General features: G+C 64.1%; 21 protein-coding genes and 1 pseudogene. 17 read left to right on the forward strand and 5 right to left on the reverse strand.

Annotated elements, in window-relative coordinates; all coding sequences use genetic code 11:
• Positions 1–68: 68 nt before the first annotated feature.
• From AC0L3K_RS12620 to AC0L3K_RS12665, 10 genes and pseudogenes are all read left to right on the forward strand, one after another.
• Positions 69–578, forward strand: a complete 510-nt coding sequence (locus tag AC0L3K_RS12620; protein ID WP_007605289.1) for a TRAP transporter small permease — start codon at positions 69–71, stop codon at positions 576–578.
• A 2-nt stretch (positions 579–580) separates the two neighbouring features.
• The gene (locus tag AC0L3K_RS12625; RefSeq protein ID WP_354159524.1) at positions 581–1,900 is read left to right on the forward strand and encodes a TRAP transporter large permease; all 1,320 of its coding nucleotides are present in this window, start codon (positions 581–583) and stop codon (positions 1,898–1,900) included.
• Positions 1,901–1,912: 12 nt separating this feature from the next.
• Entirely contained in the window at positions 1,913–2,374 is a 462-nt protein-coding gene (locus tag AC0L3K_RS12630; protein WP_007599665.1) for a DUF3237 domain-containing protein, read from the forward strand.
• A gap of 69 nt (positions 2,375–2,443) precedes the next feature.
• Positions 2,444–2,740: pseudogene (locus AC0L3K_RS12635) on the forward strand (type II toxin-antitoxin system RelE/ParE family toxin).
• Between the two features lie 3 nt (positions 2,741–2,743).
• Positions 2,744–3,043: an addiction module antidote protein gene (locus tag AC0L3K_RS12640; protein ID WP_007599661.1), complete on the forward strand. Its 300-nt coding sequence runs from the start codon at positions 2,744–2,746 to the stop codon at positions 3,041–3,043.
• Between the two features lie 181 nt (positions 3,044–3,224).
• Positions 3,225–4,034: a crotonase/enoyl-CoA hydratase family protein gene (locus AC0L3K_RS12645; protein ID WP_007605285.1), complete on the forward strand. Its 810-nt coding sequence runs from the start codon at positions 3,225–3,227 to the stop codon at positions 4,032–4,034.
• Positions 4,031–5,914 (forward strand): feruloyl-CoA synthase, encoded by a 1,884-nt coding sequence (locus tag AC0L3K_RS12650; RefSeq protein ID WP_473366168.1) that lies wholly within the window; start codon positions 4,031–4,033, stop codon positions 5,912–5,914. Before AC0L3K_RS12645 ends, AC0L3K_RS12650 begins: the two co-directional genes overlap by 4 nt.
• A 26-nt stretch (positions 5,915–5,940) precedes the next feature.
• Positions 5,941–6,702, forward strand: a complete 762-nt coding sequence (locus tag AC0L3K_RS12655) for an SDR family NAD(P)-dependent oxidoreductase (RefSeq protein WP_219682940.1) — start codon at positions 5,941–5,943, stop codon at positions 6,700–6,702.
• A 10-nt stretch (positions 6,703–6,712) separates the two neighbouring features.
• Positions 6,713–7,144 (forward strand): acyl-CoA thioesterase, encoded by a 432-nt coding sequence (locus tag AC0L3K_RS12660; protein ID WP_007599654.1) that lies wholly within the window; start codon positions 6,713–6,715, stop codon positions 7,142–7,144.
• 78 nt (positions 7,145–7,222) lie between these two features.
• Positions 7,223–8,374 (forward strand): ABC transporter substrate-binding protein, encoded by a 1,152-nt coding sequence (locus tag AC0L3K_RS12665; RefSeq protein ID WP_473256280.1) that lies wholly within the window; start codon positions 7,223–7,225, stop codon positions 8,372–8,374.
• Between the two features lie 251 nt (positions 8,375–8,625).
• Here AC0L3K_RS12665 and AC0L3K_RS12670 read toward each other — a convergent pair whose 3' ends face one another.
• Together AC0L3K_RS12670 and AC0L3K_RS12675 are read right to left on the reverse strand one after the other, a co-directional pair.
• Positions 8,626–9,354: a glutathione S-transferase family protein gene (locus AC0L3K_RS12670; protein WP_473366169.1), complete on the reverse strand. Its 729-nt coding sequence runs from the start codon at positions 9,352–9,354 to the stop codon at positions 8,626–8,628.
• Positions 9,355–9,392: 38 nt separating this feature from the next.
• Positions 9,393–9,698 (reverse strand): hypothetical protein, encoded by a 306-nt coding sequence (locus AC0L3K_RS12675; protein ID WP_473366170.1) that lies wholly within the window; start codon positions 9,696–9,698, stop codon positions 9,393–9,395.
• Between the two features lie 112 nt (positions 9,699–9,810).
• Here AC0L3K_RS12675 and AC0L3K_RS12680 point away from each other — a divergent pair, with 112 nt between their 5' ends.
• Together AC0L3K_RS12680 and AC0L3K_RS12685 are read left to right on the forward strand one after the other, a co-directional pair.
• Positions 9,811–10,509, forward strand: coding sequence for a helix-turn-helix transcriptional regulator (locus AC0L3K_RS12680; protein WP_007599649.1), 699 nt, complete (start codon positions 9,811–9,813; stop codon positions 10,507–10,509).
• Positions 10,510–10,522: 13 nt separating this feature from the next.
• Positions 10,523–10,846, forward strand: a complete 324-nt coding sequence (locus tag AC0L3K_RS12685; RefSeq protein ID WP_007599647.1) for a YkgJ family cysteine cluster protein — start codon at positions 10,523–10,525, stop codon at positions 10,844–10,846.
• On the opposite strand, the gene AC0L3K_RS12690 is transcribed toward AC0L3K_RS12685, so the two are convergent.
• Both AC0L3K_RS12690 and AC0L3K_RS12695 read right to left on the reverse strand, forming a co-directional pair.
• Complete coding sequence (locus AC0L3K_RS12690) at positions 10,843–11,241, reverse strand: hypothetical protein (RefSeq protein WP_007599645.1); 399 nt, start codon at positions 11,239–11,241, stop codon at positions 10,843–10,845. The genes AC0L3K_RS12685 and AC0L3K_RS12690 overlap by 4 nt on opposite strands.
• Before the next feature lie 275 nt (positions 11,242–11,516).
• Positions 11,517–11,864 carry a DUF3307 domain-containing protein gene (locus AC0L3K_RS12695; RefSeq protein WP_018458457.1) on the reverse strand — a complete coding sequence of 116 codons (348 nt, stop codon included), beginning with the start codon at positions 11,862–11,864 and terminating at the stop codon, positions 11,517–11,519.
• A 401-nt stretch (positions 11,865–12,265) separates the two neighbouring features.
• Between AC0L3K_RS12695 and AC0L3K_RS12700 the strand changes: the two genes are divergently transcribed.
• The 4 genes from AC0L3K_RS12700 (at position 12,266) to AC0L3K_RS12715 (ending at position 16,081) form a co-directional block, all read left to right on the forward strand.
• Positions 12,266–13,711 carry a TAXI family TRAP transporter solute-binding subunit gene (locus AC0L3K_RS12700; RefSeq protein ID WP_007599640.1) on the forward strand — a complete coding sequence of 482 codons (1,446 nt, stop codon included), beginning with the start codon at positions 12,266–12,268 and terminating at the stop codon, positions 13,709–13,711.
• A gap of 131 nt (positions 13,712–13,842) precedes the next feature.
• On the forward strand, positions 13,843–14,061 hold the full coding sequence (locus AC0L3K_RS12705) for a hypothetical protein (RefSeq protein ID WP_007599638.1): 219 nt from the start codon (positions 13,843–13,845) through the stop codon (positions 14,059–14,061).
• 112 nt (positions 14,062–14,173) lie between these two features.
• Positions 14,174–15,283: a cyclic nucleotide-gated ion channel gene (locus AC0L3K_RS12710; RefSeq protein WP_007599633.1), complete on the forward strand. Its 1,110-nt coding sequence runs from the start codon at positions 14,174–14,176 to the stop codon at positions 15,281–15,283.
• Positions 15,284–15,295: 12 nt separating this feature from the next.
• Positions 15,296–16,081, forward strand: coding sequence for an enoyl-CoA hydratase/isomerase family protein (locus tag AC0L3K_RS12715; protein WP_354200462.1), 786 nt, complete (start codon positions 15,296–15,298; stop codon positions 16,079–16,081).
• A gap of 226 nt (positions 16,082–16,307) precedes the next feature.
• Here the strand turns inward: AC0L3K_RS12715 and AC0L3K_RS12720 are convergent, their stop codons facing one another.
• Positions 16,308–16,952 (reverse strand): glutathione S-transferase family protein, encoded by a 645-nt coding sequence (locus AC0L3K_RS12720; RefSeq protein WP_473366171.1) that lies wholly within the window; start codon positions 16,950–16,952, stop codon positions 16,308–16,310.
• Positions 16,953–17,034: 82 nt separating this feature from the next.
• On the opposite strand from AC0L3K_RS12720, the gene AC0L3K_RS12725 reads away from it, so the two are divergent.
• Positions 17,035–18,054 (forward strand): helix-turn-helix transcriptional regulator, encoded by a 1,020-nt coding sequence (locus tag AC0L3K_RS12725; RefSeq protein WP_219682950.1) that lies wholly within the window; start codon positions 17,035–17,037, stop codon positions 18,052–18,054.
• Positions 18,055–18,058: the final 4 nt, after the last annotated feature.

The raw sequence follows: 18,058 nt of genomic DNA on the forward strand, positions 1-18,058 counted from the left end.
GCAAGCGGGAGAGAGAGTGCAGCATCGCTGTTGATGCAACTCGCAGTCACCTCGAGCAGGAAGCTCCCATGAAGCGCAGCTGGATGGATCGCGTTATCGATTCGATCGAGTGGATCGCAGCCGCCTTCGTCGGCATTGTCGCACTCGACATCTTCCTGTCGGTGCTGCTGCGCAACACGCTGAACTATTCGATCCCCGACAGTTTCGACATCGGCCGCATGCTGCTCGGCATCCTCATCTTCTGGGGCATCGCCGCGACCTCCTATCGCGGCACCCACATCACGGTCGATCTGGTCTGGGGCAATGTCGGGCCGCGCTACCAGCGCTGGATCGACGTGTTCGCGACACTGGTGCTGCTGTTCGTCGTGACGGTGCAGACCTGGACGCTGTTCGACAAGGTCCGCGGCACCTACAACGACAACGTCCAGACCTTCGACATGCACATGCCGACCTGGCCGTTCTTCGCGATCGCCTGGATCGGCGACGTCTCCGCCGTGCTGCTGATCGCGATCCGCACCTACCGGTTGATCTTCCATCCCGAAGAGATGCACGACCCCAAGCTGAAGGCGACGGAGTAATCATGAGCACCGATGCCGTCGCCGTTATCGGCTTCGTTTCCCTGTTCGCCCTGATGCTGCTGCGCGTGCCCGTCGGCATGGCCATGGGCCTCGTCGGCGTCTCCGGCTTCTCCTATCTCGTCGGCGCCACGCCGGCGCTGAAGCTGGTCGGCCAGACCTCGATGCGCACGGTGACCGACTACACTTTCGGCGTCATTCCGATGTTTTTGCTGATGGGCTCCTTCGTCAGCAATTCCGGCATGAGCCGCGAGCTATTCCGCGCCGCCAACGGCTTTGTCGGCCATTTGCGCGGCGGGCTCGGCATCGCCACAGTCGGTGCCTGCGGCGGCTTTGCCGCGATCTGCGGCTCCTCGGTCGCGACCGCAGCGACCTTCTCGGCGGTCGCTTACCCCGAGATGCGCCGTTTCGGCTACCCGCAGTCGTTTGCCACCGGCGTGATCGCGGCCGGCGGCACGCTGGGCGCGATGCTGCCGCCCTCCACCGTGCTCGCCGTCTACGGCATCATCACCGAGCAGGACATCGGCAAGCTGTTCATCGCCGGCATCATCCCGGGCATTCTGGCGATGACCATGTACATGATCACGATCTTCCTGATCGGCTATTTCCGGCCGGACTTTCTGCCCAAGGGCAAGGTGCTGCCGTGGCGCGATCGCTTCGCCGGCCTGAAGGACATCTGGGCGCCGGTGCTGCTGTTCGTGTTCGTGATCGGCGGCCTTTACGGTTTGCCCTATTTGCCGCGCTTCACGCCGACGGAAGCCGGCGGCGTCGGCGCTGCCGGCGCCTTCATCATCGGCGTGGCGACGGGCCGCCTCGACCGCGAGAAAATTCTGGCCTCGCTGCTGCAGGCGACGCGCACGGCGGCCGCCGTGTTCACCGTGCTGATCGGCGCCTTGATCTTCGGCTATTTCCTCACGGTGACGCAGACCCCGCAGAAGGTGACGGAATTCCTCACCGGCCTTGGCCTCGGCCCCTACGGCGTGCTGGCGCTGATCATGGTGATGTATCTCGTGCTCGGCTGCCTGATGGACGCCATGGCGATGATCATCCTCACCGTGCCGATCATTTTCCCCGTGATCATGCATCTCGGCTTCGACCCGATCTGGTTCGGCGTCATCATCGTCATGACGGTCGAGCTCGGCCTGATTCACCCGCCGGTGGGCATGAACGTCTTCGTCATCAAGAGCGTGGTGAAGGACGTTTCTTTCTCCACCATCTTCAAGGGGGTGATTCCGTTCGTGGCGACAGACCTCGTGCGCCTCGTGATCCTGATCGCCTTCCCGCTGCTGGCGACATGGCTGCCGACGCGGATGATGGCGCATTGAGGAGGTGAAGCGATGACCACGCCGGCGCTCGAAACCAGATACGTCTTCACCGTCACTGCACGTATCGGCGACGTCGTCACCGCCGGCGAGACCGGCATCGGCGTTCGCCGCATCATCCCGATCATCGGCGGCGAGGTCTCGGGCGCGATCACCGGCAAGGTGCTGCCGTTCGGCGCCGACTTCCAGACCATCCGCCCCAACGAGCTGATTGATCTCGAAGCGAAGTACGCTTTCCAAACCAACGACGGCGCCATCGTCTATGTCGAGAACAAGGGCATGCGCTTCGGCCCGGTCGAGCTGTTACAAAAGCTCAAGCGCGGCGAGCCGGTGGATCCTAAACTGATCTATTTCCGCACCGTGCCGAAGTTCGAGACCGGGCATGAGAAGTACCGCTGGCTGATGCAGCACATTTTTGTCGGTTCAGCAGCGCGGCATGCGGACCGCGTCGTGATCGACGTGCATCAGGTGATGTGAACGCGTGGCGCCGCACCAAGGGCCGGCTGGTCCATTGACATTGCCACTTATGTAGCGTATACGCTACAGATGCCGACGATCAAGAGAACCGACGAATTCTCTGACTGGCTTAGAAACCTGCGAGACCGGAGAGCGAAGGCAAAAATCCTGGCCCGGATCGATCGGCTGGCGCTCGGCAATCCCGGAGACGTTGCTCCGGTCGGAGGCGGCATCAGCGAAATGAGAGTTCACGAGGGCGCTGGATACCGGATCTACTACGTTGCCTGAGGCGAGGAGATCATCATTCTTCTTTGCGGTGGCGATAAAGGCTCTCAGCCAGGGGACATAGCGTTGGCAAAGAAGATCGCGAGCGAATTGGAGGTCTGAGCAATGGCAAAAGTGAAATCCTTTGATACTGCGGAGTACCTCGACAGTCCGGAGATGGTTGCGGCCTATCTCACCGAAGCCTTTGAATCCGACGATCCGTCCGCAATAACGATGGCAATCGGCGCCGTAGCGCGCTCTCAGGGCATGGGCGCCATTGCCGAAAAAGCCGGTCTATCCCGTGAGAACTTGTATCGCTCGCTTGGCGGCGAGGCCAAACCCGAATTCGGCACTGTGATAAAGGTTCTCCACGCCATGGGTATCAATCTTGTGGCGCAACCCCAAAGCGGAACCAAGGCGGCGTAGCGGCCGGATAGCATCGGCGTCGGTGATATTCATCCCAATCTTGCGCATCGGGCATTCGGGTACGGGCTCTGTACCCGGACTGTCGTCCCATTTCCGGACGATGCATCGGCTTCCCCGCTGCCAGCCGTATTGACTCCCCCTGAATTCGTTATACAACATAACTATTCTGACAAGGACGCAAATGACACAGGGAAACGCCGAGACCGCCGACGCGGGCGCCTCCGGGCTTTTGAAGATCGAGCGGGCGGACCGGGTTTTGACCGTCGGCCTCAATCGGCCGGCCAAGCGCAATGCGCTCAACGACGGCATCATCCTGGAAATCGGCGAGTGTTTTGCGTCCCTTCCCGAGGATATCGGCGCGGTCGTCATCCACGGCATCGGCGACCATTTTTCCAGCGGTCTCGACCTCTCCGAACTGACCGACCATGATGCCACCGGCGGCCTTCTCCATTCCCAGATGTGGCACCGGGTGTTCGACCGCATCCAGTACAGCCGCGTGCCCGTGATCGCGGCGCTCAGGGGCGCCGTGATCGGCGGCGGGCTGGAGCTCGCCTGCGCGGCGCATATCCGTGTCGCCGAACCGTCGACCTATTTCGCGCTGCCGGAGGGACAGCGCGGCATCTTCGTCGGTGGCGGCGGTTCGGTGCGCCTGCCGCGCCTGATCGGCGTCGCCAGGATGATGGACATGATGCTGACCGGCCGCGTCTATTCCGCGACCGAAGGCACCTCCTACGGCTTTGCGCAATATGTCACGGAAGCCGGCAACGGCCTCGGCAAGGCGATGGAGCTTGCGACCAAGGTCGCCTCCAACGCGCCGCTGACCAACTTCGCCGTGCTCCAGGCGCTGCCGATGATCGCGGAGGCCAATCCGCAGACCGGCCTGTTGATGGAATCGCTGATGGCGACGGTGGCGCAGAGCGACAAGGAAGCCAAGCGCAGGATCCGCGAATTCCTCGAGCACAAGACCGCAAAGGTGAAGCCGAAATCATGAGCGCGCAGCCGTCCTCTTCCAGCATGGAGCGCGGCGCGAGCACTTCCCCGCTGCGGCCCATTTCATTCGGCGATCCCGTCGTGAATATCGAGCGGCGCGACGACGGCACGATTTACCTGCGGCCCAAACAGCCGCTCGGAGACTATCCGGCCCGCATCACCGACCGCCTGCATCACTGGGCGAATACGACGCCGGATCGCATCTTCATGGCCGAGCGCGAAGGCGGTCGCGGCTGGCGCAAGATCAGTTACGCCGAGCTGCTCGCCGCGAGCCGGCACATCGCCTCAGGACTCATTGCGCGCGGGCTGTCGGCGGAGCGGCCGGTCGTCATCCTCTCCGGCAATTCGATCGACCATGCATTGCTGGCGTTCGGCGCGTTCTATGCCGGCATTCCGTTCTGCCCGGTGTCGCCGGCCTATTCGTTGGTTTCGAAGGATTACGGCAAGCTCTCCTACCTGATGAAGCTCCTGACGCCCGGCCTCGTCTTCGCCGAGGACGCCGACAAGTTCGCCGACGCGCTCGCGGCCAACGTCTCGCTCGGCACCGAAATCGCCGCGTCCTACGGCCACGTGCCGGGCCGCGACGTCACCTCGCTCGCCGACCTCATGGCAACCCCGATCCGCGGCGATCTGGACGAAGTCCACGGCAGGATCGGTCCCGACACCATCGCGAAATTCCTGCTGACCTCGGGCTCGACCGGCAACCCCAAGGCGGTCATCAACACCCAGCGCATGATCTGCGCCAACCAGGTGATGCTGCGCGAGACGCTCGCCTTCCTCAAGGACGAGCCGCCCGTCATCATCGACTGGCTGCCCTGGAATCACACGTTTGGCGGCAACCACAATATCGGACTGACGCTCTACAATGGCGGCTCGATGTATCTCGATGCCGGCAAGCCGGTGCCTGGAGGCATCGAGGAGACCGTGCGCAATCTCCAGGAGATATCGCCGACGGTCTATTTCAACGTCCCCAAGGGCTACGAGTCGCTGCTTCCTTATCTGCGCGACGACCAGGGCCTGCGCGCTAAATTCTTCGACCGGCTGCACGCGATGTTCTTCTCGGGCGCGGCCCTGTCACCGTTCGTCTGGAACAGCCTCGACGAGCTCGCGGTGAAGGAAAAAGGCTACCGCGTTCCGATGCTGACCGGCCTCGGTGCAACCGAGACCGCGCCGTTCTTCATGTCGGTCAACCCGCGCACCAGCCGCTCCGGCCATGTCGGGCTTCCCGTATCCGGCAACGACGCCAAGCTGGTGCCGAACAACGGCAAGATGGAAGTTCGTTGCAAGGGGCCGAACGTGATGCCCGGCTACTGGCGCCAGCCCGACATCACCGCAAATTCGTTCGACGAAGAAGGCTTCTACAAACTGGGCGATGCGCTCAAGCCTGTCGATCCCGACGATCTCAACGCCGGCTTCGATTTCGACGGCCGCATCGGTGAGGATTTCAAGCTCGGCAGCGGCACCTGGGTAAGCGTCGGCCCGTTGCGCGCGCGCTTCGTTGCGGCCTGCGCACCGCTGGTGCGCGACGTCGTCATCGCCGGCATCAACCGTGACGAGGTTTCCGCGCTCGTCGTACTCGATCTCGACGGCTGCCGGCTGATCAACCCGACGCTGCCGACCGACGATCTCGTCGTCGCGACCCGCGACCGGCTGGTGCGCGAGGCATTTCGCGAACGGCTGACCCGCTTTCTCGGCGCGGCCACGGGATCCTCGACGCGGATCACGCGCGCGATCCTCATGGACACGCCGCTCTCGATCGACAAGGGCGAAGTCACCGACAAGGGGTCCATCAACCAGCGCGCGGTGCTCGAGCATCGCAGCCTGCTGATCGAGGAGCTCTACGCTGCCAATCCATCGGACCGTGTGATATCGGTCGGCTAAGAAAACATCGCTACAGGGAGAACGCCATGTTGTTGAAGGATCAGGCAGTCATCGTCACCGGCGGCGCATCGGGACTGGGCGCGGCGACCGCGCGTAAGCTGGCGGCGCAGGGCGCCCGGGTGGCGGTGTGCGACCTCAATGCCAAGCTCGCGGAAACCGTGGCCGCCGAGATCAAGGGCGTCGCGGTGACCTGCGATGTTTCCGATGCGGCCTCCGCGGAAGCTGCGATCGCCCAGGCGACCAAGGCCCATGGACCCGCGCGCGTGCTGGTCAATTGCGCCGGCATCGGCGTTGCCAAGCGCGTCGTCGGCCGCGACGGCCCGATGGCGCTCGCGGATTTCGACAAGGTGATCAAGGTCAACCTGATCGGCACCTTCAACATGCTTCGCCTTGCCGCGAACGAGATGTCCAAGCTCGAGCCGCAGGCAACCGGCGAGCGCGGCGTCATCATCAACACGGCGTCGGTTGCCGCTTATGACGGCCAGATCGGGCAATCGGCCTATTCGGCATCGAAAGGCGGCATCGTCGGCATGACGCTGCCGATCGCGCGCGAGCTGGCGCAGTTCGGTGTCCGCGTGCTGACGATCGCGCCCGGCCTGTTCCTCACGCCGCTGCTCGCCAACCTGCCGCAGGAAGCCCAGGACTCACTCGCCGCCGCAATCCCGTTCCCGCGCCGGCTCGGCCACGCCGACGAGTTCGCGGCGCTCGCCCTGCACATGGTCGAGAATTCGTACCTGAACGGCGAAGTCGTACGCCTCGACGGCTCGCTGCGCATGGCACCGAAATAGGGCGCGACATATGTTCGTGAACCGGCGCGACGTCCAGATCCAGTGGGGTGATTGCGACCCCGCCAACATCGTCTATTACCCGCGCTATTTCGCGATGTTCGACGATTCGACCTCGACCCTGTTCGAAGTCGCCGGGTTCTCCAAGCAGGACCTGGTCCGCAAATACGGCCTGGTGGGCATTCCCATGGTCGACACCCGCGCCAAGTTCTACATCCCCTCGACTTATGGTGACTGGATCACCATCGAAACCAAGGTCGAGAGCATCAAGCGCTCGAGCTTCGAGGTGAAGCACAGCGTCTTCAAGGGCGAAGCTCTGGCGATCGAAGGTTTCGAGACGCGCGTGCTGGTCGGCCGCGACCCCGTTAACCCCGACAAACTGAAATCGGCACCGTTTCCCGCGGAAATGGTAGCCAAATTCACGGGGAGCGAGGCCCGGAGCTAAATCGCCACATCACCAAAAGAGGGGGCTGAATTACCCCCCGATTTCTGCTTTCAAAGAAACACATAAAGGGAGGAATAGATGAAACGCTTTTACCTGACCGCCGCCGTCACCGCGGCCGCGCTTGCGCTGCCGGCCGTGCCCGCGCTGGCCCAGACCGCCGAGGTCACCATCGGCATCACCACCACCACGACCGGCCCGGGCGCAGCGCTGGGCATTCCCGAGCGCAATGCGCTGGAGTTCGTGCCGAAGGAGATCGGCGGCGTGCCGCTGAAGGTGATCGTACTCGACGACGGCGGCGATCCCACCACCGCGACCACCAACGCCCGCCGCTTCGTGACCGAATCCAAGGCCGATATCATCATGGGCTCGGCGCTGACGCCGCCGACCATCGCGGTGTCGAACGTCGCCAACGAAGCCGGCATTCCGCATTTCGGCCTGGCGCCGTTCCCGATCACGCCGGAGCGCATGAAGTGGTCGGTCGCGATGCCGCAGCCGATCCCGATCGTGGGCAAGGTGTTGTACGATCACATGAAGGCCAAGGGCGTGAAGACCATCGGCTATATCGGCTATTCCGACTCCTATGGTGACCTCTGGTTCAACGATTTGAAGGCGCAGGCCGTGCCAATGGGCATAACCATCGCCGACGAGGAGCGCTTCGCTCGCCCCGACACCTCGGTGACCGGACAGGTGCTGAAGCTCGTGGCTGCGAATCCCGACGCCATTCTGGTCGGCGCTTCCGGCACCGCAGCCGCGCTGCCGCAGACCGAGCTGCGCGAGCGTGGCTATCAGGGCCTGATCTACCAGACCCATGGTGCCGCCAGCATGGACTTCATCCGCATCGCCGGCAAAGCGGCGGAAGGCGTTCTGATGGCTTCCGGCCCAGTGATGGACCCGGAAGATCAACCTGACGAGGCCGCCACCAAGAAGCCGGGCCTCGCGCTCAACTCGGCCTATGAAGCCAAGTACGGCCCGAACAGCCGCAGCCAGTTCGCCGGTCACTCTTACGATGCGTTCGAGATTCTCAAGCGCATAATCCCGGCGGCACTCAAGACGGCGAAACCCGGCACGCCGGAATTCCGCGAAGCGATTCGCCAGGCCTTGCTGTCGGAGAAGGAGCTGGCCGCAAGTCAGGGCGTCTACAATTTCACCGAAAAGGACCGCTACGGCCTCGACGACCGTTCGCGGATTTTGCTCACGGTGAAGAATGGCAAGTACATGCTGGTGAAATAGACGCAGCGGCAGGATTGATACGACGAGAGCCGGCCCAATAGGCCGGCTTTTTCTTTTGGCTGCATGGGCGAGCTGCACCTCCGGTGTCGCTGCGCCCCCTCTCCCGCTTGGGGGAGAGGGTGCCTCCGCAGAGGGACAGTCCGAAGCTCGCGGAAAAATCCCCTAGAGGAGAGAACCCTCACTCGGCGCTTCGCGCCGACCTCTCCCGCAAGCGGGCGAGGTTGCAGCGAGCGCGCGGAGAGGGCGCGTGCTTAAGCCGCCTGCCGCAGCGGGGTCCAGGCGAACTCCGGATAGTAAGTGTCCATCATCCGGTCGACATAAGCGGTGAGGTTCGGAAATCCTTCGGCGCGACGGCGTAGGGCGGATTCGAAGAACGGCGTCAGGATCCCGGCGAGTGCACCGAAGGCGGTGGCATCGACGCCGCAGGGCTTGTTGCCCATCAGATAGGACTTGTCGCCGAGCTGCACCGAGAGCGCAAACAGCGAGCGCACGGCGAGATCGACGTCGTCATCGGGCGCGTGACGGCCTAATCCGGAGAGCAAATAGTTCTCGGCGACACGGAATTGCGCGTCCTCGCGCAACTTCTCGCGATTGTGCTCCGGCGCGCCGTCGAAGAAATGCGCAGGCCCCTTGGCGAAATTGACTGGGTCGACCCAGCGCGCCCCGACCAGCGCAAAATAAACGTGATGCTCGATCATGCGCTCGAATGCCCAAGCCTGTGCGCGCTCGGCAAGCGACAGCCCGGCGTCGAAATCGAAGCCGTAGCGGCGCTCGATATGGGCGCAGATGAAGGTGGAATCGGCCACCGCCTCGCCGCCATCGTCGATGAAAGGCAGCTGCCCCTTGGGAGAGGCGGGCGGCATCGCCCGCTCCTTCCGGTAGGGCAGTCCCGCCATCTTGAGCTGCACCTCCGTCTTGGTGACGAAGGGGCTGATTTCCGGCAGGCCGAAACCGGCGCCAAAGCCGTAAAGCGTGATCATGAAGGCTCTCCTGAAACGACCGAAAGAGTTGAGGGAACTTAGCCGCGGGCTGCTGCCACCATGGTGGCAGCAGCCGTGATATCTTCTGCGAAACGGGCCCCCCGCCAGGCGCGGGCCATGACATGACGGACCAGCGCGTCCGCGGCCTGGACCAGGAAGCGAGCCACCACGGTCGCGAGCGCAAGGCGGAGGTCGAGGACCATGAGATCAAGCGATACGAGGCGGCCGAACGCCCATGCGTACCAGGCTCGGACTTGCAAACGCAGGACTTGCAAAAGCTGGACCCGTAGAGGCTGGGTCCGCCACAGCGCAGCGGCCGGGCCGAAATGAGTTGGAATGATCATGGACAAATCCTCTTCAGTCGACGTGTTGTCCCGGTATAGAACTCCCCTGCTGCCAACATCCTGTCAGCAGCCGCGCGCCACCTTCTGAAAAACCACCGACAAGAGACCCGTCATGAGACGCGCCGACCGGCTGTTTCAAATCATCCAGGTGCTGAGGCGCACGCGTAAGCCGTTGACGGCGGACGCCATCGCGGCCGAGCTCGAGACCTCGAAGCGCACGATCTATCGCGACATCGCGACGCTGATCGGCCAGCGCGTGCCGATCCGCGGTGAAGCCGGCATGGGCTACATCCTGGAAAAGGGTTTTGACCTGCCGCCTTTGATGCTGACACCCGACGAAATCGAGGCGGCGGTGCTGGGCGCGCAATGGGTCGCCGGCCATGCCGATCCCGCGCTGGCGCGCGCGGCTGAAGATTTGATGGCCAAGATCGCCGACACTGTCCCCGAGCGCCTGCGCCCCTTCGTGCTGGAGCCGGCAAGCCGGGCCCGGCCGAGCTGGAACAGGGAGCCGGACCGCCTCGACATGGCACGCACGCGCACCCAGATCCACGAAGGCAAGAAGATCATGCTGCGCTATCGCGACGAGCAGGGCCGCGCCAGCGAGCGCATGATCTGGCCGATTTCGATCGGCTATCTCGAAGCCGTGCGCCTGCTCGCGGCCTGGTGCGAGCTGCGCGGCGACTTCCGCAGCTTCCGCACTGACCGCGTGGTGGATGCGAGCTATCCCGACGAGAGATATCCTGAAAGGCGCGACGTGCTGCGCGCGAAATGGCGGCAAAGCCTGGTCTGGGGCCCGCCCAAGGATACGTGAAGGACACGTGACGATGGACGAGAACGCCCCCGTCGACCTGTCGAGCTGTTGCCAGAGTTGCGGCGCCTGCTGCGGCTATTCGGCGAACTGGCCTCGCTTCTCGATCGAGAGCGACGAGGAGCTCGCCGCGATTCCCGAAGCGCTCGTCAACGCGCGTCAATCCGGCATGCGCTGCGAAGGCGATCGCTGTTCGGCGTTGCAGGGAGAAATTGGAAAAGCGACCGCGTGCGGCATCTACGCAGTGCGGCCGGAGGTGTGCCGCACATGCATGCCGGGTGATGCCGAATGCGCGATGGCGCGACGGAAATTCGGGCTGCCAATTATCGCGAGCGTTTAGGCCGGGACGGCTTCACTGATCTCGTCGTCGATCTCGTCGTCCAGCGGCGCGAGCACCGAGAGCGGCTTGGTCGACAGCGTGATCGGCTTGCGGCCACCGGACAGCGACGGCGAGGATTTCGCCGCGCCTTCGCGCGCGAGCGCGTAGAGCGTCGAACCGACACGGCCGCCGTTCTCGATCAGGTCGCGCTCGTTACAGCTGCCGGCGATCGCGACCGCCAGCGAGTGCAAATGGCTGCGGCGATAGCAGAACAGCGCCAGCCTGGCGCGCGCGTCTGGGGAAACACTTTCAACCAACCTCGGCAGGCCACTCTCGCTGGCGCGGTACATCTCGCCAAGGAGCTCGTCGCGGACCGGGCACGAATCGCCTTCAAAGGTATCGCGGCTTGAAAACATTGCAGTTCTCCCTCGTGGGCGAAGATGCAGTGCAATTCTCTAATGAAAGGTTAACCACGCTGCCCGGTAGTCGCCCGGGGTGCTTGCGCGTGGGCAGCGAATCAATGGGCTGGAAAGGGTTTCTCTGTGGCCATCCTTCGAGACGCCCGCCTTCGGCGTGCCCTCAGGGTGAGGTCTGTTTTCTGCTGAAAGATTCTCACCCTCATGGTGAGGAGGCGCGAAGCGCCGTCTCGAACCATGCAGGCCCGACAGCCACTTCAGAGGGCCATCGTCCGTCAGTTCGCCGCCATGAAGATGGAGAGGCCGAAGCCGGTCAGATGGTGCAGGGCCTGGTCGACACCGATCAGGGTCCAGAACCAGGGATGCGCAAGGTCGACGCCGAAATTGGCCGAGACGAGGCCCTTGGCGCGGTCGATCGTGATGTGGATCACGAAGTCGATCAACGCCACGAACCAGAATTTCGGCGCCACGATCAGGATCAGCGGCAGCGCAACCGCGAGGTGAACCAGGCAGTGTACCAGGAGCGGCAGGGCCCAGCCGTGCTTCTGGTCCTTGCCGTGCGCCATCCAGGCGGTCTGGAGGACGAAATCGGCGATGATGTGCTTGAACGTCAGCAGCAACATCCAGCCAATGAGGGCTTCGACCGGAACCGCCGATGACAGGGGTGGAAACGACAAGGCGCCCTCGTTGACGTGACAAGAAGAATTGGAGCGTTCAGCGCAATCTCTTCCTGGACCGGTCAAATCGCCGGGACTTGCGATTTATGACACCTCCCGCGGCGGAATGCAGCCGGGGGGAACCGGAAAATCGCCAACTGTGGCTAACTGGTGATAGGATGGCCAATCGCCGCGGCCGACTTGAGTAAGGTTACCTTCGGCTCGGAATTTGCATTCCGCGGGCTGCGCGCTATCATCGCCGGTAGAGAATATCGTTCTTTTTTCAGACGTTTACGAATTGCAGGGCGACCGCAGCGATCACATCCGCGAGCCGCCCGCCACCGGAAGCATAAGGCCAGAGTGCTGCCATGAGTACTGAGGGCCCGACCTCATCGCCGATCGAGCCACCGCCCCGGCGACCCAAGGTGATCAAGACCAACCAGCAGCAGGTCTTCCTCTACGTCGTGCTGACCCTGCTGTTGTCGCTTGCCACCGTCTGGGGCGGCCGCATGCTGGTGCACAATTCGGAAACGCTGACCTTTGCCGTCGGCGCGCCCAACAGCGATGAGGCGCTGTTCGCAGCCAAGCTCGCCGCCGTCCTGAAGAACAACGCCTCGCGCTTCCGGATCAAGATCGTCAACAACGCCGACAACGCCAAGGCGATCGCCCAGTTCGACCGCAAGCAGGCCGACCTCGCGGTGCTCCGCACCGACGCCAAGGTGCCGCTGCGGGCACGCACGCTCGCGATCCTCGAGCACGATCTCGTGCTGCTGCTCGGGCCCGGCAACAAAAAGATCAAGTCGCTCGCCGAGCTGAAGAAGAAGAAGGTCGCCGTCCTCGCTGACAGCGAATCCTCGCTCGCCTTCGTCCGCGGCATCCTCGACATTCCCGACGGTCCGGACGCGGCGAAGATCCAGATGGCGCCGCAGGGCGCAACGCTCGACAAGCTGTTCGCGCCGGCGAGCGGCTTTGGCGCGGTCGTCGCCATCGTTCACGCCTCGCGGGCGGTGCGGGACAAGGCGTATGAGCAGGTCGCCAGGCGTGGCGGCTTCACACTGAACGCGATCGACGAGGCGAAAGCGCTGGCGCGCAGGATCCCCGGCATTTCCAGCGAGACGCTGACGGCGGGGACGCTGTCTGCATCGCCGGAAATTCCCGACGACGATCTCGACACGATCGGTCTCGAATGGTTGCTGGTCGCCCAATCCAGGATGTCGCCGACGGCGGCCGGGGAACTCGCGCGCACCGTCTACGAGAACAAGTCCGCGCTCGGGCTCGACAGCGGCTTTGCCAGCAGAATCGAGCCCGCCTCCGTCGAGAAGGACGCCTTCGTGATGGCGCATCAAGGGGCGGCCGACTACATCAACGACGACACCAAGTCGTTCATGGATAAGTACAGCGACCTGATGTATCTGGGCGCTGCCGCGCTCAGCGTCATCGGCTCGATCTTCGCCGCGATCTACGCCAAGATCACCCGGATCGCGCCGGAGAAGGCGAGCGAGCTCTCCACCGCCATTCTCGACATCGGTGAGCGGATCGAACACGCTCATTCGCTGGACCAGCTCGAATGTCTCCAGGACGAGCTGGAAGGCATTTTACGCGGCGCCGTCATCGGCCTCAGAGACGGCACGATCAGTACCGACGGGCTCGACACGTTCAAGCTCGGCTACGAATTCGTCCGCGACGAGATCGGCATGCGCCGCGACTACCTCAAGCGCCATGCCGGCGAGAGCGAGAAGGCAGCTCAGGATGTGGCCCCTCCCCACCACGACGAGAGCAATGTCGTGGTGGTGAAGACAGCTCAGAGTGCCTGACCTATCGAAGCTCGACTGCGGCCATCCTTCGAGACGCCCGCCTGCGGCGGGCCGAGCGACCGGGGGGCCCTAGTCCGGGGAACCGTCCCCGTCCACAACCGTTTGTTCTCGGATCAACCGGAGACCGCGCCATGCGTGCACTCCTCATCATCTTCCTGCTGGGAATGTTGGCGGCGGTTGGCTATTTCGCTTATTCCGCGATGACGGTCGAGGGCGAGCCGATCCCGACGGAAGGCTATGTGGCGCTGGCGCTGGGGGCCGGGTTTTCCGTTGTTGTCGGCATCGGCTTGATGGTGCTGCTGTTCTTCAGCAGCCGTCGCGGCTACGACGAACCGCCGCATTTCAAGTAGCGGCGCGTGGCCGGCGGACGCGCCCGTCGTTGACGACCTCGGCCCGGGCAGGCACTTTGGCACCGAGGTTCCAGCCGGGGACCGCAAAGACAAAACCGAGCCGCCGTCCCGCATGTCCAAGCCGCTGATCTCCGCTATGGCCCAGTTCGCGGCCGCCACAGCCGGCCGCAACATGACCAGGGCGGCCTACGTGGCCGTCGCCGTCGGCGTGCTCGCCATGGTGCTGCTGACGGTCAACCCGGCCTATGAGACAGCGCATCGCTGGGTCGATGCCCTGCTTTGGACCTGCCTCGTCTACTTCGTGTTCGAATGGGTGGTCCGGCTACGCCATATGGCGCGACAGGGGCGCCTTGCACTCTACATGTCCTCCTCCGCCGGGCTGGTCGACACGGTCGGAGCGTTGGCTGTGCCGGCCGCGTTGATTCTCGGGATCGAGCCCAGGACGGCGTGGCTGCTCAGCGTGCTCTGGGTGCTGAAGGTGGTGCCCGGCATTCCCGGCCTGCGGCAGCTCCGCCGCGTGCTGGTGCTGGAATCGGGACCGCTGGTCAGCGTGCTCGTGATCTTCCTGATGGTGGTCTTCCTGGCCTCGGTCGCGGAATATTTCCTGGAGCGGGACGTGCAGCCCCAGACTTTCGGCAGCGTCCCCGCCGCACTGTGGTGGGCCGTCGCAACCCTGACGACGACGGGCTATGGCGACGTCGTGCCGGTGACGCCGCTGGGCCGCATGGTGGCCGCGCTGGTGATGATCTCCGGCCTCGGTGTGTTCGGCCTCTGGACCGGCATCCTGGCGACCGGCTTTGCCGCCGAGACCCGGCGTGACAACTTCCTCAAGACCTGGGAATCCGTCAGCAAGGTGCCGTTCTTCGCGGCGCTTGGGCCGGCCGCCATCGCCGACGTCACCCACATGCTGCGCACCATGGAGCTGCCGGCGCGCACCATGATCATCCGCAAGGGTACGCAGGGCGACTGCATGTATTTCATCGCCGCCGGCGAGGTCGAGGTCGACCTGCCCGGCAAGAAGGTGCAGCTCGGCGACGGCGCCTTCTTCGGCGAGATGGCCTTGCTCGGCAACAATTTGCGCGGCGCCAATGTCTCGACCACCAAGGTGTCGCGGCTCCTTGTGCTCGACCTCGTCGACTTCCGCGTGCTGATGGCACGGCATCCCGATCTCGCCGAGACCATCGATGCAGAGGCGAAGCGGCGCACGCTCGAAAACAAATAAATGGAGACAAGAATGTCGGATATCACCGACGCGGCCTCTGGCCCCGTGCTCGAAATCACCGGCGCACGCGCCACCATTCGCCTCAACAGGCCCCAACATCTCAACCGGCTCCAGGCCGAGGATCTCGGCGAGCTGGTCAGACTGTTCGACCGGGTCGAGGCCGATCCCGCCATCCGCGTGCTGGTGCTGACCGGCACGGGACGGGCCTTCTCCGCGGGCTACGATCTCAATTCCGTTGCCGAGCGTGCCGTCAGTGCCAACGAGCAGCAGAGCGCGGGCTCGGCGTTCGAGGTCGTCGTCAACCGGCTGGAGGATCTCGGCGTGCCCACGATCTGCCGGCTCAACGGCGGCGTCTATGGCGGCGCGACCGACCTCGCGCTCGCTTGCGACTTCCGCATCGGCGTCGACACCGCAGAGATGTTCATGCCCGCGGCCCGGCTCGGGCTGCACTATTACAGCAGCGGCATCAAACGCTATGTGACGCGGCTCGGCGTCGACAATGCGAAGAAGCTGTTCCTGACCGCGCAAAAGATCAGCGCGCCGGAGATGCTGCGGATCGGCTACCTCACCGATATGGTGGCGGTCGAGTTTCTGGACGAGGAGGTCGACAAGCTCGCCAACATCCTCGCCGGCAACGCTCCGCAGGCGATGCGCGGCATGAAGCGCGCGATCAACGAATTTGCCCGCGGCGAACTCGACCAGCAAGCCGCCGACCACCGTCACCGCGACAGCATGCGCGGCGACGAGATCAAGGAAGGCATCAAGGCGTTCGCGGAAAAACGACTGCCTCGGTTTTGAGTGAGATGGACATTATTTCGCAACAGCGCGCCACACCCTCAGTGTCGTCCCGGCCTAGTGCGCAATTGCGCACGGGGGCCGGGACCCATACTCCCAGGAAGGAGTTGTAGGGCGAACTGGTAACTCCGGGTCTTCGCAAAACGTAATCCTGTGCTTATGGGTCCCGGCCTTCGCCGGGACGACACCGGATTTGAGGTGCGCGCCGTCGTTCACCGATGCATGCCGCTCACGCTCCAGCAGCCGCAGCATGATGCGCAGCCATCTCGGCATCGGCCGCAGTGATACGCTGGAACGCCGGCCGCGCCGTCATCCGTTCGGCATAGCGGACGAACACATCCTTCTTCGGCACGATGCCGAACATCATGGTCCAGCTGAACGCGACGCCCCACAGCACATCCGCGGCCGTCATGCGCTCGCCGAGCAGATACGGTCCCTTCGACAGCTGCGCCTCGAGCGCGCCGAGCATGATGTCATAGTCGGCATACGGCGATTGCGTGATCGGTGCCGGCTCGCGCTGCATGAACTTGTCGATCAGGGCCGGCTCGAAGGATGAGCCGTAATAGGCGATCCAGCGCAGATAGGGGCCGCGCAGCGGATCGTTCAGCGCAGGCGTCAGCCCCGCCTCCGGAAACAGATCGGCGAGGTAGATGGTGATCGCGACCTGCTCGGTCACAAGCTGCCCGTGGTGGCGGATCGCCGGCACCTTGCCGAGCGGGTTGATGGCGAGATAGGCCGGCTGGCGCTGCTCGCCGGCCTTCATGTTGAGGACATGAAGATCATAGGGCGCTCCCAGCTCCTCCAGCAGCACCCGCGTGCCGGTGGCCCGGGTTTGCGGCGAATAATATAACGTGATGCGGTTCGGATCGGTCATAGCGGTCTCCATCTGGCAGGCTGGCGATGGCGTTGTAGCGGACCATACCTGACATCCTGTGTCAGGTATGGTTTAAAGGATCATGCGCGCGAGCCGGATGCTGTCGATCCTCACCACCCTGCAGGCCAAGGGGCAGGTCACCGCGCCCGAGCTCGCGGAGGCCTGCGAAGTCTCGGTGCGCACGATTTACCGCGACATCGACGCGCTCGCGGCGTCCGGCGTCCCTGTCTATGCCGACCGCGGTGCGGAGGGCGGCTATCGCCTGCTCGACGGTTATCGCGTGCGGCTGAACGGTTTGTCGCAAAGCGAGGCGGAAGCGCTGTTCCTGGCGGGATTGCCGGGCCCGGCGGCGGCGTTCGGGCTGGATGCGGCGATGATCGCCGCACAGAATAAGCTGATGGCCGCCCTGCCCGCCAATTTGCGCGAAGACGCCGGACGGATGCAGGAGCGTTTTCATCTCGACGCGCCGGGCTGGTTCGGCGAGGCGGAAGAACCCAAGCATCTGCGCACCATCGCCGCCGCGACCCTGCGCGGGACACTGATCAAGATCCGCTACCAGAGCTGGCGCGCCGAGAAGCACCGCCGCGTCGCGCCGCTCGGTCTCGTGCTGAAAGGTGGCAGTTGGTATCTCGCAGGTCTGGTCGACGGCAGCGTGCGGACCTATCGCGTCGCGCGCGTGCTCGATTGCACCGCGCTTGACGATCGCTGTGAGCGGCCCGCCGGCTTCGATCTCGCCGCCTATTGGCGGGACGCAACGCTGCGTCTCGAGGCCGAGATGCATCCCAATGTCGCGGTCGTTCGGCTGTCGCCCTTCGGCGTGAAACTGCTCGACGCGCTGAGCCAGCCTTACGTCAGGGCGCGTACGCAGCTCGAAGAGACCTCGGATGCGGACGGCTGGCGCATTGCCAGAGTGCCGACCGGCAAGACGTCATGGCATGCCGCCGCCGAATTGTTGCGGCTCGGGCCCGAGGCCGAAGTACTGGACCCGGCCGATCTGCGCGAGAAGATGGCCGAGCTGACAGAGGCAATGGCCGTGCGCTATCGCGCGGCGCGGAAAACAGGACGGCGGCGCAATGCGCCGCGACCGACGAAACACTCCTGAAACA

The sequence above is a fragment of the Bradyrhizobium sp. MI1.10 genome (assembly GCF_055811035.1).